This is a genomic window from Pseudomonas sp. NGC7, from assembly GCF_047159675.1.
In the GTDB taxonomy this organism is placed as follows: domain Bacteria; phylum Pseudomonadota; class Gammaproteobacteria; order Pseudomonadales; family Pseudomonadaceae; genus Aquipseudomonas; species Aquipseudomonas kermanshahensis.
Window position 1 is genome coordinate 758,801 of the sequence record NZ_BAAFZY010000001.1, and the last position, 14,244, is coordinate 773,044.

Consider the following 14,244-nt stretch of genomic DNA (forward strand, 5'->3'; position numbering starts at 1 on the left):
ATTGCGCCCGGCCAGGCCCTGTGTTGCCTCAACCGGCGATGAGCTGCGCGGCCGCCTGGCGGTGATCGGCGATCAGGCCTTGGATATCCAGGCCTTCGATTTGCCCGTCAATGACCCGCCACTGGCCACCGACCATGACTCGGTCGGCGCGGTCGGCGCCGCACAGCAGCAGCGCCGACAGCGGGTCATGGCTGCCAGAGAAGCGCAGTTCGTCGAGCTTGAACAACGCCAGGTCGGCTTGCATGCCGACGGCCAGCTCGCCGATGTCCTGGCGCCCCAACAGCCGCGCCGAGCCGCGCGTGGCCCAACCCAGGGCACGCTCTGGGGTGATCTGCTCGGCGCCATAGCGCAAGCGCTGCAGGTACAGCGCTTGGCGGGCTTCGAGGATCATGTTGGAGGCGTCGTTGGAGGCCGAACCGTCAACGCCCAGGCCCACGGGGGCACCGGCGGCTTCAAGGTCGACGGTTGGGCAGATGCCCGAGGCCAGGCGCATGTTCGAGCTCGGGCAGTGGCAAATACCGGTGCCGGCCGCGCCCAGACGGGCGATTTCGTCGCCATTGAAGTGGATGCCGTGAGCCAGCCAAGTGCGTGGGCCGAGCCAGCCGACGCTGTCCAGGTAGTCCACGGTGCGCAGGCCGAAACGCTGCAGGCAGAAGTCTTCCTCATCAAGGGTCTCTGCCAGGTGGGTGTGCAGCCGCACATCCAGCTCTTCGGCGAGCGTGGCACTGGCCCGCATGATCTCGGGTGTGACCGAGAAGGGCGAGCAGGGTGCCAGGGCAATCTGGATCTGCGCACCTTCGCCGCGCTCGTGGTAGCTGTGGATAAGCCGCTGGCTGTCGGCCAAGATCACTTCACCCTGTTGCACCGTTTGCTGGGGTGGCAGGCCGCCGTCGTCTTCGCCAAGGCTCATGGAGCCGCGGGTCAGCATCGCGCGCATGCCCAGCTTGCGCACCACTTCGACTTGCACGTCGATGGCGTTGTCCAGGCCTTGCGGGAACAGGTAATGGTGATCGGCCGCAGTCGTGCAGCCCGACAGCAACAGTTCAGCCAGTGCCACCTGGCTGGCCAGCGCCAGCTTCGCGGGGGTGAGGCGTGCCCATACCGGGTACAGCGTCTTCAGCCAGGGGAACAGCGGTTGGTTGACCACCGGTGCCCAGGCGCGGGTCAGCGTCTGGTAGAAGTGGTGATGGGTGTTGATCAGGCCGGGGGTTACCACATGTTCGCGGGCATCGAACACTTGGTCGCACGGTTGGCTGGGGCTTTCGCCAAAGGCCAGGAGTTGTGTGATGCGGCCGTCTTCGATGACCAGCCCGCCACGGGCGTCGGCGCCGTTGGCAGTGAAGATGGCAAGGGGGGACTTCAACCAGATACGGGTCGCAGGCATGGTGCCGGCTCCTCTGAAAGTGGGTTCAGGTTAGCCAGCTCAGTGTTGCCCTGTCTGCTGATCCAGGTCCGCCACGGGGGCGAGGCATCGAGTCTACTGCCTCGCCACGCGGCTTTCAATTCACCAGATCAGCGGTTCACCTTTGTAGTTGATGAAGCGCAGGCCGCCCTTACCGCTTTGCGCCTTGATCTGCTCGAGCATGCCGCGGGTGCTGGTCAGCACGTCGATCTCCGCATTTTCGCCGCCCATGTCGGTCTTCACCCAGCCGGGGTGCATGGCCAGCACGCAGAGGCCGGGGCGCTGTTGTTCGACGACGAAGCTGTTGATCATCGAGTTCAGGGCCGCCTTGCTGGCTTTGTACAGGCAGACTTCACCGCCGTCCGGGATCGTCACGCTTCCCAGGATCGAGCTCATGAAGGCCAGCACGCCGCTGCCTTCGCGCACCTGGCCAACCAAGCGGCGGGCGACGCGGATGGGGGCCACGGCGTTGGTCATGAACAGGTCGCCGATGTCCTGGTTGCGGACGGTTTCCAGGTCTTGTGGCAGCGGCCCCATGACGCCCGCGTTGACGAATACCAGGTCGAACACTTCGCCTTGCAGGCGTTGCTTCAAACCATCGAGCTGAGCGGTGTCGTTCATCTCCAGCTGTTCGATGCGCACACCGGGAACGTGGGCCAGGGCGCCGGCCTTTTGCGGGTCACGCACGGTGGCGATGACGTTCCAGCCATCTTCTTGCAGGCGTTGCACCAGCCCCAGGCCAAGGCCGCGTGAGGCGCCGATGATGAGGGCAGTTCTTGAGTTAGCCATAGGAACATTCCTTTATCGGTGTAGGAAAAAGGATTTGAGCATACTGCAGAGTCGCTAACTGTGCCTGCGCTGCAGCTGGTCAAAAAATGATCGATGGCGCCAGGCTGCTTGTAGACGGGCGCTTCGCCTGTTGGCTAACGGGTTATCCACAGGCTGTTCCACAGTTATTGTGTGCAAGCCGAGCGGAGTGGCCAGTGCGTAACCACTCCAGGAATTGGGGATAACTTTTGAGGTTTCAGCTATTTGCGACTGCCATCAAATAGTGATCAAAATATGATCAAAGCTCTGGGGGCCTTGAAACCAATGGGCTGCAAGAGAGTGCCCCAAGCTTATCCACAGGCAGGCCCACAGTTCTTGTGAGCAATGTTCAGCGCGCTTCCAGCAGAATGCGCCCACGGCTCAGGTCGGCCAGTTGCTGGCGCAAGGGGGCCAGGTGGGCTTCACCGACCGCGATGTGCAGGTCAACGCCATTGGCGGTGAACTGTTCATCCAGCACCAGGCCGTCGACGTCCGCCAGGCGCAGCTTCACCAAGGCCAGTTCGCTGAAGCTGCAACTGCAGGTGTATTCGCTGCGCTGCACCAGCACCCGCTTGGGCGCCTGTTGCAGGCATTTGTTGGCGCCACCGCCATAGGCCCTGGCCAGGCCACCGGTACCCAGCTGGATGCCGCCATACCAGCGGATCACCAGCACCACCACCTGATCGCAGTCTTGCGCTTCGATGGCGGCCAGAATAGGGCGCCCGGCGGTGCCGCCCGGTTCGCCGTCATCATTGCTGCGGTATTGCCCGCCAAGCTTCCACGCCCAGCAGTTGTGGGTGGCCGCCAGGTCGCTGTGGCGTTCGATGAAGCTCATCGCCTCGGCAGCACTGTTGATTGGGCCGGCGAGGGTGATGAAGCGGCTTTTGCGGATTTCTTCACGAAACTCGCAGAGGTCGAGCAGGGTAGAAGGCATAAATGGCTGTCAGGCACTCGGCTTGATGCCGCACCCCTTGAGAATGATATGGATAAGGTTGCTGCTCGCGTCTTCCATGTCTTGCTTGGTCAGGCGGCTGCGGCCGGTGACCTGGCAGATCTGCGTGGCGAAGTCGGCATAGTGCTGGGTGCTGCCCCAGAGCAGGAAAATGAGGTGCACCGGGTCGACCGGGTCCATCTTGCCTGCTTCGATCCAGGCCTGGAACACTGCGGCCCGGCCCCGGAACCACTCGCGGTAGTCGGCGCTGAAGTACTCGCTCAGGCAATTGCCGCCGCTGATCACTTCCATGGCGAAAATGCGCGAGGCTTGCGGGTTGCGCCGCGAGAACTCCATCTTGGTCCGAATGTACTGGCTCAGTGCCTCGCCCGGGTCGTCCTCGACGCTCAAGGCATTGAAGGTGCTGTCCCACAACTCGATGATGTTGCTGAGCACGGCAATGTACAGGCCCAGCTTGTTGGTGAAGTAATAATGCAGGTTGGCCTTGGGTAACCCTGCTTTCAGCGCGATGGTGTTCATGCTGGTGCCCTTGAAACCATGGCGGGCGAATTCATCTTCGGCGGCCTGGATGATGGCCTGTTCGTTTTTCTGGCGGATGCGGCCGGCGGGCTTGCCCGAGGCGGAGAGGCGATGCGCTGGGACTTCAAGGGTCATGGACGATTCCGTACGGGTCAGTGGCAGCGGCTGTCGGACAAGATTACCTGCCTACGCCGAAGTGACAAGCGTTTGCGTCAGAGACAGGCATCAGCGTGTCGCAGCCAGGCTATCCAGGAAGCTCTCGAGCACCAGGTTCGGCCGCCGCCCTTTGCGCGTCACCCAACTCAGGCTCAAGTCATAGAAGCGCTGCCGGGGCTTGAGGGCACGCAGCCGGCCTTGCTGCACCCAGAAACTGGCGTAGTGGTCGGGCAGGTAGCCGATGTAGCGGCCCGTCAGGATGAGGAATGCCATGCCTTCGCGGTCCGACGCGCTGGCCGTGCAATGCAGCGCCTGGTAGTGGGCCTGGATATCGGCGGGCAAGCGGAAGGTGGGGGTGATGGCCTCTTGGCTGTTGAGCCGGTCGTCGTCTATCTGGTGGTCGTCGGCATAGAACAGCGGGTGGCCTACTGCGCAATAGAGCAGCGAACGCTCGCTATACAGCGGTTGGTATTCAAGGCCTGAAAGGGCGATGGTCTGCGGCACTACGCCGACATGCAGGCTGCCGTCGAGGACGCCGTGCTCGACTTGGCTGGGCGCGATCATGCGGATGTTGATACGCACATCTGGGCCGCGGTCCTTGAGCTCGGCAAGCGCGTGGGTGATGCGCATGTGCGGCAAGGTCACCAGGTTGTCGGTCAGGCCGATGTTCAACTCGCCACGCAAGTGCTGGTGCAGCCCGTTGACCTCAGTGCGGAAGCTTTCCAGGGCACTGAGCAACTGCAGGGCCGAATGGTAGACCTCGCGGCCTTCCTCGGTCAGTGAGAAACCGGCTCGGCCACGCTGGCACAGGCGCAGGCCGAGGCGTTGCTCCAGGTCGTTCATCTGTTGGCTGATGGCCGAGCGGCCGATCCCGAGCACGTTTTCGGCTGCCGAGAAGCCGCCGCACTCGACGACGCTGCGGTAGATCTTCAACAGGCGAATGTCAAAATCGCTCACTTGGGCGAGTGGGTCGGGGCGTCGGCTCATTAGTTTAGTGTTGCCCTATCTGAAGATTAGAAAAGCAGGCTTTTTCAGACTTTATCGCCGTGCCAATTTAGCCGCAACAAGATCCATCGTTGCCTAATCGTCTTTCGAGGAACCGCCGATGAACATGCCGGAAACCGCTCCCACCGATATCGCCAGCCAGCTCAAGCTGGATGCCCACTGGATGCCCTACACCGCCAACCGCAATTTCCATCGCGACCCACGCCTGATCGTGGCGGCGGAAGGTAACTACCTTGTGGATGACAAGGGGCGCAGGATCTTCGACGCCCTGTCTGGCTTGTGGACCTGCGGCGCCGGGCATACCCGTAAGGAAATCACCGAGGCCGTAGCCCGTCAGGTCGGTACCCTGGATTACTCTCCGGCCTTCCAGTTCGGCCACCCGCTGTCGTTCCAGCTGGCGGAAAAGATCACCGCGCTGACCCCGGGCGATCTGAACCACGTCTTCTATACCAACTCCGGTTCCGAGTGCGCCGATACCGCGCTGAAGATGGTCCGTGCGTACTGGCGCCTGAAAGGCCAGGCGACCAAGACCAAGATCATTGGCCGTGCCCGTGGCTACCATGGCGTGAACATCGCCGGCACCAGCCTGGGTGGCGTGAACGGTAACCGTAAGATGTTCGGCCAGTTGCTGGACGTCGACCACCTGCCTCACACCGTGCTGCCGGTGAACGCGTTCTCCAAGGGCTTGCCAGAGGAGGGCGGCATTGCCCTGGCCGACGAAATGCTCAAGCTGATCGAGCTGCACGACGCCTCCAACATCGCTGCGGTGATTGTCGAACCGCTGGCGGGCTCGGCGGGTGTTCTGCCGCCACCGAAGGGCTACCTCAAGCGCCTGCGCGAGATCTGCACCCAGCACAACATCTTGCTGATCTTCGACGAAGTGATCACCGGCTTCGGCCGTATGGGCGCGATGACCGGGGCTGAAGCCTTCGGCGTGACGCCAGACCTGATGTGCATCGCCAAGCAGGTCACCAACGGTGCCATCCCGATGGGTGCGGTCATTGCCAGCACCGAGATCTATCAAACCTTCATGAATCAGCCGACGCCGGAATACGCGGTGGAGTTCCCCCACGGCTACACCTACTCGGCCCACCCAGTGGCCTGTGCCGCCGGCATTGCCGCACTGGACCTGCTGCAGAAGGAAAGCCTGGTGCAGGCTGCGGCCGAACTGTCGCCGCACTTTGAGAAACTGCTGCACGGGGTTAAAGGCACGAAGAACGTCGTCGATATCCGCAACTATGGCCTGGCCGGCGCGATCCAGATTGCTGCCCGCGACGGCGATGCGATCGTGCGCCCTTATGAAGTGGCGATGAAGTTGTGGAAGGCCGGCTTCTATGTGCGCTTCGGTGGCGACACCCTGCAGTTTGGCCCTACCTTCAATACCCAGCCGCAGGAACTGGACCGCCTGTTCGACGCGGTGGGCGAGACCCTCAACCAGATCGATTGATCGTTGCGATTTTGATGGCAAGCGCGTGAAGTGATCACGCGCTTGTGTCACCCCTCTTTATCTGGAGTTTTGCATGAGCATTGTTCAACACCTGATCAACGGCGAGCTGGTTACCAAGGGTGAGCGCACCGCCGATGTCTTCAACCCGTCCACTGGCCAGGCCGTGCGCAAGGTCGAACTGGCCAGCCGTGCGACCGTTCAGGAAGCCATCGATTCGGCCAAGGCTGCCTTCCCGGCCTGGCGCAATACGCCGCCGGCCAAACGTGCCCAGGTGATGTTCCGCTTCAAGCAACTGCTGGAGCAGAACGAAGCCCGCATCTCGCAGATGATCAGCGAAGAGCATGGCAAGACCCTGGAAGACGCTGCAGGCGAACTGAAGCGTGGTATCGAGAACGTCGAGTTCGCCTGTGCGGCACCTGAAGTGCTCAAGGGCGAGTACAGCCGTAACGTTGGCCCGAACATCGACGCCTGGTCCGACTTCCAGCCGCTGGGTGTGGTCGCCGGTATTACCCCGTTCAACTTCCCGGCCATGGTCCCGCTGTGGATGTACCCGCTGGCCATTGCCTGCGGTAACGCCTTTATCCTGAAACCGTCCGAGCGTGACCCGAGCTCGACCTTGTACATTGCCCAACTGCTGCTGGAAGCCGGCCTGCCTAAAGGCATCCTCAACGTGGTGCATGGCGATAAGGAAGCTGTGGACGCGCTGATCGAGGCTCCGGAAGTGAAAGCGCTGAGCTTTGTCGGCTCGACCCCGATTGCTGAGTACATCTACGCCGAGGGCACTAAGCGCGGCAAACGCGTACAGGCGCTGGGCGGTGCGAAGAACCATGCCGTGCTGATGCCCGATGCCGACCTGGACAACGCTGTCAGCGCGCTGATGGGTGCAGCTTATGGTTCGTGCGGTGAGCGCTGCATGGCGATTTCGGTGGCGGTGTGCGTGGGTGATCAGGTTGCCGATGCACTGATCGCCAAGCTGGAGCCGCAGATCAAGGCGCTGAAGATTGGTGCCGGTACTTCGTGTGGCCTGGACATGGGCCCGCTGGTTACCGCTGCTGCCCGCGACAAGGTGGTTGGCTACATCGACGACGGTGTAGCTGCTGGCGCCAAGCTGGTGGTGGATGGCCGTGGCTTGCGCGTTGCAGGTAATGAAGATGGCTACTTCGTGGGTGGCACCCTGTTCGACAAGGTGACCCCGCAGATGCGCATCTATAAAGAAGAGATCTTCGGCCCCGTGCTGTGCGTGGTCCGGGTTAACAGCCTGGAGCAGGCCATGCAGCTGATCAACGATCACGAATATGGCAACGGCACCTGCATCTTTACCCGTGATGGCGAGGCAGCGCGCCTGTTCTGTGACGAGATCGAAGTGGGCATGGTCGGTGTGAACGTGCCGTTGCCGGTGCCGGTGGCGTACCACAGCTTCGGCGGTTGGAAGCGTTCGTTGTTCGGCGACCTGCATGCTTATGGCCCGGATGGGGTGCGTTTCTATACCCGTCGCAAGGCCATCACCCAGCGTTGGCCGCAGCGGGCCAGCCATGAGGCATCGCAGTTTGCGTTCCCTAGCCTATAAAGCATGAACAAAAGCGGGGAGGCCGGAGGGCCTCCCCGCTTTGTTTTTCAGCTTTATTAAGGTTTCTTGGATTAAAGGTTGACGGGGTTTCGAATCCCCTTATAATGCGCCCCACTTCCAGCGTGATTGGAACGAGAAACTCCTTGAGTATCAACGAGTTAATCGATTCAGGCAATGTTGTAAGGGCTTCGATCGAAAGATCGTCAGCGGTTGAAATGGTGGTTGACAGCGCTTCTAAACGCTGTATGATTCGCCTCCCGCTACGAGAGATCGCAGCGAGCCAAGTGTTTGAAGCTAAACGAGTTTCTCGCGTAGTGTGGGGTTTCCCCATGTGAGAGTAGGTCATCGTCAAGATTCATTTCGCAAAACCCCTATCTGCGCGAGCAGGTAGGGGTTTTGTCTTTTCCGGGCTTCAGCACCGACTGGCACCTGCAGTTGCACACCGGTCAATAGTCGCCTCCCACATTTTGAGCCAGATCACTAGAATAGAGCCCACGCATCCATTCAGAAGCTCGATATGCCCAACCCTGTCGAACCCGAAGCACTGGCTCAATTGCCGCTGGACGAACTCGTTGCTTGCCACGAATGCGACCTGTTGATGCGCAAGCCCGTGCTGCAGCATGACGAAAAGGCCCAGTGCCCGCGCTGCGGCTATGAGCTTTACGCCCACCGGCACAACGTGGTCAACCGTAGCCTAGCCCTGGTGCTCACCGCCCTCTTGCTGTTCGTGCCGGCCAATTTCCTGCCGATCATGCAGCTGCACCTGCTTGGCCAGACGTCCGACGATACGGTGTGGAGTGGCGTCTTAGGCCTCTACAACTCCGAAATGCGTGGCGTGGCCGTCGTGGTTTTCCTGTGCAGCATGGCCATTCCCCTGGCAAAACTGCTGTGCCAGTTGGCGGTGCTGCTGAGCATTCGCCTGGATGTAGGGCGCAGCTATGGCTTGTTGTGCTATCGCATCTATCACCATCTGCGCGACTGGGGCATGCTCGAGGTCTACTTCATGGGCGTGCTGGTTGCGATCGTCAAACTGGTGGACCTGGCCGAGTTGACCATCGGGTTGGGCCTTTTCTGCTTCATCAGTTTGTTATTGATTCAGGTGTGGCTTGAAGTGGTGATGTCACCGCATCAGATCTGGAGTGCGCTTTCCGGGGAGGATCTCCATGCGGGCGATTGATGCAGGCATCCTTGTCTGCAATGAGTGTCACGAACTGAACAGGCAGGAGGCCGACAGCGCCTCGCAGGCATGCACGCGCTGTGGCGCCATCGTGCATGGCCGTCGACCCAACAGCATCGTGCGTACCTGGGCGCTGTTGATTGCGGCTTCCATTCTGTACATCCCTGCCAATCTGTTGCCGATCATGACCGTCAGCACGCTCGGCCAGGGCAGCCCCGATACCATCATGTCGGGCGTCATTACCCTGCTCAAGCACGGTATGGTGCCCATTGCGGCGGTGGTCTTCATTGCCAGCATCCTGGTGCCCACCTTCAAGCTGGTGGGCATCGGCTTACTGTTGTACTCCGTTCAACGCCGACAGCCGCTTTCTGCGCGCCAGCGGATCCTGATGTACCGCTTCATCGAATTCATCGGACGCTGGTCCATGCTCGATATTTTCGTCATCGCCATTCTGGTGGCGGTTGTGAATTTCGGCCGAATAGCCAGTGTCGAAGCCAACCTGGGTGCTGTCGCCTTTGCCACTGTGGTGATCCTGACGATGCTCGCTGCTTTAACTTTCGATCCCCGACTGATTTGGGATAACACGGAGTCGGATGACGACCATGAGTGACCTGCCTACGGCAAAAACCCGCCCAGCCTCGAACTGGTCGGCCATCTGGATTCTGCCGCTGATTGCGTTGATGATCGGCGGCTGGTTGGCATGGCAGGCGTATCGGGATGCGGGTGTAGAAATCGAAGTTCGTTTCACCACCGGTGAAGGGATCGTCGCCAACAAGACCGAAGTTATCTACAAGGGCATGCCGGTCGGTAAGGTGACGTCCCTGGTGCTGGACGCCAAGGGCGACAACCAAGGGGTGATCGCCACCATTGAGATGAACAAGGCGGCAGAACCACACCTGACAACCGGTACGCGCTTCTGGCTGGTCAAGCCAAGCGTCAGCCTGGCGGGTATTTCCGGCCTGGAAACTTTGGTCTCGGGTAACTACATCGCCGTCAGCCCTGGCGAAGGGGAGAAGGCCAAGCGCTTTACCGCCTTGTCCACGGCACCGCCCTTGTCCGACAGTGAGCCCGGCTTGCACCTGACGCTCAAGGCCGATCGATTGGGGTCGCTCAACCGCGACAGCCCGGTGTTCTACAAGCAGATTCAGGTCGGCCGGGTGAAGAGCTACCGGCTTTCCGATGATCAGGATACGGTCGAGGTCAAGGTATTCATCCAGCCCGCCTATGCCAGCCTGGTGCGCAAACACACGCGTTTCTGGAATGCCAGCGGCATCAGTATCGATGCCAGCCTGTCGGGCGTGAAGGTGCGCAGCGAGTCGCTCTCGAGCATCGTCGCCGGCGGTATTGCTTTCGCGACACCGGAATACCGCAAGGACAGCCCGCCAACCGACCCCAGTCTGCCGTTCCGCCTGTACGAAGACTTCGATGCTGCCCAGGCCGGTATCCGCATCAAGGTCAAGCTGAGTGACTACGAAGGCCTGCAGGCCGGTCGTACGCCGGTGATGTACAAAGGCATACAGGTCGGCTCGCTGAAAGCGCTGAAGATGGAGGATAACCTCGGCAGCGCCATGGCAGAGCTCACCCTCGACCCGCTGACCGAGGACTACCTGGTCGAAGGGACACAGTTCTGGGTAGTCAAGCCGTCCATCTCGCTGGCGGGCATCACAGGCCTGGAGGCCTTGGTGAAAGGTAACTACATTGCCATTCGCCCCGGCGAGAAGGGCGCCAAGCCGCTGCGTGAGTTCGAGGCTCGGCCCAAGGCGCCGCCGCTGGACCTCAAGGCACCGGGCCTGCACATGGTGCTGTTCGCCGATACCCTGGGTTCGTTGGAAGTCGGTAGCCCGGTGATGTATCGCCAGGTGAAAGTGGGTAGCGTGCAGAGCTACCAGTTCGCCCGCAACAGCAACCGCATCCTGATCGGTGTGCACATCGAGAAGGAGTACGAGAAGCTGGTCAACGGCTCGTCGCGCTTCTGGAATGTCAGCGGTATTACCCTGACCGGTGGGTTGTCGGGCATCAAGATCAAAAGTGAATCACTGCAAACGCTGATGGCTGGCGGTATCGCCTTCGACACGCCAAGGCCTGATGTGGCGCTCAAGCGTCATATTCCACGCTTCCGCCTGCATGACAGCGAGGAGGCGGTCAATCGTGCGGGTACCTTGATCACCATTCGTGTCGACCGTGCCGATGGCTTGAAGCCAGGCACGCCGATCCGCTTCCGTGGTCTAGACGTTGGCAGTATTGAAAGCGTCGACCTGACCGCAGACTTGCAGGCGGTGCTGTTGCGTGCACGCATTACCGAAGCGGCGGAGCGTATTGCCCGGGTCGGCACCCAGTTCTGGGTGGTCAAGCCTGCGCTGGGTCTGGTGCGCACTGAAAACCTCGACACCTTGATTGGTGGGCAATACCTGGAAGTGCAGCCGGCGGCCAAAGACAGAGGCACGCAGCGTGATTTCATTGCCCTGGCAGATGCCCCGGAGGTAGCTGGCCCTGAGGTCGGCTTGCCGTTGACGCTCAGTGCACCGCGGCGTGGTTCGATCAAGCCGGGTGTGCCGGTGACCTACCGTGAAGTTGCAGTTGGCAAGGTGACAGGCTTCGAGCTGGGCCAGAGCGCCGACCGCGTGCTGATCCATATCCTTATCGAGCCGCGCTATGCCGCATTGGTGCGCAGCGGCAGCCGCTTCTGGAACAGCAGTGGCTTTGGTTTCGATTGGGGGCTGTTGAAGGGCGCTACGGTGCGTACCGAGTCGCTGGAGACACTGATCGATGGCGGTATTGCCTTTGCCACCCCGGATGGTGAGCAGATGGGCAACCCGGCGCGGCCGCAACAAACCTTTGCCCTGTTCGACAAGGCAGAGGATCAATGGCTGCAGTGGGCGCCGAAGATCCAGATAGCCAAGTGATGCATGCCAGGGCCGTACAATGCGGCCCTGGCTTTGTGTAGGAGCAGCCTTGTGCTGCGAAGAGGCCGGTGCAGGCACCCTTGATGTCAGGTGCTTGCACCGGCCTCTTCGCTGCTCCTACACACAGCCCATGCAATAAAAATCGTAGGCAACAAAAAACCGACCCTAGGGTCGGTTTTTTGACAAGCATGTCGCTTAGGCAGCTGCAGCTTCTTTCAGCGCCTTGATGTGGCCATTCAGACGGCCTTTGTGGCGAGCAGCTTTGTTCTTGTGGATGATGCCTTTATCGGCCATACGGTCGATTACAGGCACAGCCAGAACGTAAGCGGCTTGCGCTTTTTCAGCGTCTTTTGCGTCGATGGCTTTAACTACATTCTTGATGTAGGTGCGGACCATGGAACGCAGGCTGGCGTTGTGGCTGCGACGCTTCTCAGCCTGTTTTGCACGTTTCTTGGCGGAAGGTGTGTTGGCCACCGTCGAGCTCCTCGAAAGACTTTAGGTAAATAGCAAACAAAATAGGCCGCGAATCATGCCGATCAGTCGAACGGATGTCAAGGCCACCTGCAAGGTTCCGCCGAGCGGTGCGCCAACAAGAGGGAAAGATTCCTTTCTGCTGCGCGACCTGTAAACTCGGGAATTTTTGGCTCCCCTGCGAAGGCGCGGGAGTATCGCACATTCGAACGCTGTCTGCAGCGTCCTCTGTCTCTGACGTGAATCTTTTCGATGAATCTGCTCAAATCCCTGGCCGCAGTCAGCTCAATCACCATGATTTCCAGGGTGTTGGGCTTTGTGCGCGACACCATCCTGGCGCGTGTATTTGGTGCCGGCATCGCCACTGATGCCTTTTTCATCGCGTTCAAACTGCCCAACCTGCTGCGGCGGATTTTTGCCGAGGGGGCGTTTTCGCAAGCGTTCGTGCCGATTCTGGCCGAATACAAGACGCAGCAGGGCGAAGAAGCGACCCGTACCTTTATTGCCTATGTCAGCGGCCTGCTGACCCTGGTCCTGGCCCTGGTCACGGCCGTTGGCATCCTCGCGGCGCCCTGGGTGGTGTGGGCGACAGCGCCTGGGTTCGTCGACAGCGCCGAGAAATACGCGCTTACCACCGACCTGTTGCGGGTGACCTTTCCTTATATATTGCTGATTTCGCTGTCGTCGCTGGCGGGGGCAATCCTCAACACCTGGAACCGATTCTCCGTCCCGGCGTTTACCCCGACCCTGCTGAACGTGGCGATGATCTTCTTCGCCGTGGTGCTCACGCCGTATTTCGACCCGCCAATCATGGCGTTGGCCTGGGGGGTACTGGCCGGCGGCCTGGCGCAACTGCTGTACCAGCTGCCGGCACTGAAGAAGATCGGCATGCTCGTACTGCCACGCCTGAACCTGCGCGACACCGGTGTATGGCGCGTGCTCAAGCAGATGCTGCCGGCGATCCTCGGCGTTTCGGTCAGCCAGATATCGCTGATCATCAACACCATCTTCGCCTCGTTCCTGGTGGCCGGCTCGGTGTCGTGGATGTATTACGCCGATCGCCTGATGGAGCTGCCGTCCGGCGTGCTCGGCGTGGCCCTGGGCACCATCCTGCTGCCGACGTTGGCCAAGACCTACGCCAACAAGGACCGCGAAGAATACTCGCGCATCCTCGACTGGGGCCTGCGCCTGTGCTTCTTGCTGGTGCTGCCTTGCACACTGGCCATGGCCATTCTCGCCGAGCCGCTGACTGTGGCGCTGTTCCAGTACGGCAAGTTCAGCGCGTTCGATGCGGCCATGACCCAGCGTGCGTTGATGGCCTATTCTGTGGGCCTGTTGGCGATCATTCTGGTCAAGGTACTGGCACCAGGCTTCTATGCGCAGCAGAATATCCGAACACCCGTGAAGATCGCGGTGTTCACGCTGGTCTGCACTCAGCTGTTGAACCTGGTTCTGGTCGGCCCGCTGGCGCATGCTGGCCTGGCCCTGGCGATCAGCCTAGGTGCCTGCCTCAATGCTGGCCTGCTGTTCTGGAAGCTGCGCAGCCAAGGGCTGTTCGAGCCGCAAGCGGGCTGGGTACGTTTCCTGTTCAAGCTGGTATTGGCAGTTACATTGATGTCGGCGGTATTGCTGGCGGGCATGCACGTCATGCCGGCCTGGGAGCAGGGCGGCATGCTCGAGCGCTTCGTGCGTCTCGGGGCGCTGATCCTGGCGGGCGTCGTGACGTATTTCGGCTGCCTGTACCTGTGCGGCTTCCGGCCACGGCATTTTGCCCGCAAGGCCCTGCACTGAGGCCTGGCGCACGTCAGGCGTCGGTTTTTCGCATTCCACGCCACCCC

12 protein-coding genes are annotated in these 14,244 nt (G+C 60.8%); 6 read left to right on the plus strand and 6 right to left on the minus strand.

Annotation, left to right across the window (positions count from 1 at the left end):
- Positions 1–28: 28 nt before the first annotated feature.
- From ACMCNM_RS03460 to ACMCNM_RS03480, 5 genes are all read right to left on the minus strand, one after another.
- The gene (locus ACMCNM_RS03460; protein ID WP_412763949.1) at positions 29–1,384 is read right to left on the minus strand and encodes an 8-oxoguanine deaminase; all 1,356 of its coding nucleotides are present in this window, start codon (positions 1,382–1,384) and stop codon (positions 29–31) included.
- A gap of 120 nt (positions 1,385–1,504) precedes the next feature.
- The gene (locus ACMCNM_RS03465; RefSeq protein ID WP_085273980.1) at positions 1,505–2,191 is read right to left on the minus strand and encodes an SDR family oxidoreductase; all 687 of its coding nucleotides are present in this window, start codon (positions 2,189–2,191) and stop codon (positions 1,505–1,507) included.
- 367 nt (positions 2,192–2,558) lie between these two features.
- Entirely contained in the window at positions 2,559–3,143 is a 585-nt protein-coding gene (locus tag ACMCNM_RS03470) for an IMPACT family protein (RefSeq protein WP_186682075.1), read from the minus strand.
- A 9-nt stretch (positions 3,144–3,152) separates the two neighbouring features.
- Positions 3,153–3,815 carry a TetR/AcrR family transcriptional regulator gene (locus ACMCNM_RS03475; RefSeq protein WP_412763950.1) on the minus strand — a complete coding sequence of 221 codons (663 nt, stop codon included), beginning with the start codon at positions 3,813–3,815 and terminating at the stop codon, positions 3,153–3,155.
- Between the two features lie 90 nt (positions 3,816–3,905).
- Entirely contained in the window at positions 3,906–4,823 is a 918-nt protein-coding gene (locus ACMCNM_RS03480; RefSeq protein ID WP_186682074.1) for a LysR family transcriptional regulator, read from the minus strand.
- Between the two features lie 118 nt (positions 4,824–4,941).
- Between ACMCNM_RS03480 and ACMCNM_RS03485 the strand changes: the two genes are divergently transcribed.
- The 5 genes from ACMCNM_RS03485 (at position 4,942) to ACMCNM_RS03505 (ending at position 11,935) form a co-directional block, all read left to right on the plus strand.
- Positions 4,942–6,288, plus strand: a complete 1,347-nt coding sequence (locus ACMCNM_RS03485; protein ID WP_027594987.1) for an aspartate aminotransferase family protein — start codon at positions 4,942–4,944, stop codon at positions 6,286–6,288.
- 73 nt (positions 6,289–6,361) lie between these two features.
- Positions 6,362–7,855 carry a CoA-acylating methylmalonate-semialdehyde dehydrogenase gene (locus tag ACMCNM_RS03490; protein WP_027594988.1) on the plus strand — a complete coding sequence of 498 codons (1,494 nt, stop codon included), beginning with the start codon at positions 6,362–6,364 and terminating at the stop codon, positions 7,853–7,855.
- Between the two features lie 517 nt (positions 7,856–8,372).
- The gene (locus ACMCNM_RS03495; RefSeq protein ID WP_027594582.1) at positions 8,373–9,032 is read left to right on the plus strand and encodes a paraquat-inducible protein A; all 660 of its coding nucleotides are present in this window, start codon (positions 8,373–8,375) and stop codon (positions 9,030–9,032) included.
- Entirely contained in the window at positions 9,019–9,642 is a 624-nt protein-coding gene (locus tag ACMCNM_RS03500; protein ID WP_027594581.1) for a paraquat-inducible protein A, read from the plus strand. The genes ACMCNM_RS03495 and ACMCNM_RS03500 overlap by 14 nt, the downstream gene beginning before the upstream one ends.
- Complete coding sequence (locus ACMCNM_RS03505; protein ID WP_027594580.1) at positions 9,635–11,935, plus strand: PqiB family protein; 2,301 nt, start codon at positions 9,635–9,637, stop codon at positions 11,933–11,935. The genes ACMCNM_RS03500 and ACMCNM_RS03505 overlap by 8 nt, the downstream gene beginning before the upstream one ends.
- 195 nt (positions 11,936–12,130) lie before the next feature.
- On the opposite strand, the gene rpsT is transcribed toward ACMCNM_RS03505, so the two are convergent.
- Positions 12,131–12,409, minus strand: a complete 279-nt coding sequence (rpsT, locus tag ACMCNM_RS03510) for a 30S ribosomal protein S20 (RefSeq protein ID WP_003247625.1) — start codon at positions 12,407–12,409, stop codon at positions 12,131–12,133.
- 249 nt (positions 12,410–12,658) lie between these two features.
- Here rpsT and murJ point away from each other — a divergent pair, with 249 nt between their 5' ends.
- The gene (gene murJ / locus ACMCNM_RS03515) at positions 12,659–14,197 is read left to right on the plus strand and encodes a murein biosynthesis integral membrane protein MurJ (protein ID WP_027594579.1); all 1,539 of its coding nucleotides are present in this window, start codon (positions 12,659–12,661) and stop codon (positions 14,195–14,197) included.
- Positions 14,198–14,244 lie beyond the last annotated feature (47 nt).

Excerpts from the sequence above, each read along its gene's own strand:
- ACMCNM_RS03460 (WP_412763949.1), bottom strand. The coding sequence starts at position 1,384 with ATGCCTGCGACCCGTATCTGGTTGAAGTCCCCCCTTGCCATCTTCACT.
- ACMCNM_RS03465 (WP_085273980.1), bottom strand. The coding sequence starts at position 2,191 with ATGGCTAACTCAAGAACTGCCCTCATCATCGGCGCCTCACGCGGCCTT.
- ACMCNM_RS03470 (WP_186682075.1), bottom strand. The coding sequence starts at position 3,143 with ATGCCTTCTACCCTGCTCGACCTCTGCGAGTTTCGTGAAGAAATCCGC.
- ACMCNM_RS03475 (WP_412763950.1), bottom strand. The coding sequence starts at position 3,815 with ATGACCCTTGAAGTCCCAGCGCATCGCCTCTCCGCCTCGGGCAAGCCC.
- ACMCNM_RS03480 (WP_186682074.1), bottom strand. The coding sequence starts at position 4,823 with ATGAGCCGACGCCCCGACCCACTCGCCCAAGTGAGCGATTTTGACATT.
- ACMCNM_RS03485 (WP_027594987.1), top strand. The coding sequence starts at position 4,942 with ATGAACATGCCGGAAACCGCTCCCACCGATATCGCCAGCCAGCTCAAG.
- ACMCNM_RS03490 (WP_027594988.1), top strand. The coding sequence starts at position 6,362 with ATGAGCATTGTTCAACACCTGATCAACGGCGAGCTGGTTACCAAGGGT.
- ACMCNM_RS03495 (WP_027594582.1), top strand. The coding sequence starts at position 8,373 with ATGCCCAACCCTGTCGAACCCGAAGCACTGGCTCAATTGCCGCTGGAC.
- ACMCNM_RS03500 (WP_027594581.1), top strand. The coding sequence starts at position 9,019 with ATGCGGGCGATTGATGCAGGCATCCTTGTCTGCAATGAGTGTCACGAA.
- ACMCNM_RS03505 (WP_027594580.1), top strand. The coding sequence starts at position 9,635 with ATGAGTGACCTGCCTACGGCAAAAACCCGCCCAGCCTCGAACTGGTCG.
- murJ (WP_027594579.1), top strand. The coding sequence starts at position 12,659 with ATGAATCTGCTCAAATCCCTGGCCGCAGTCAGCTCAATCACCATGATT.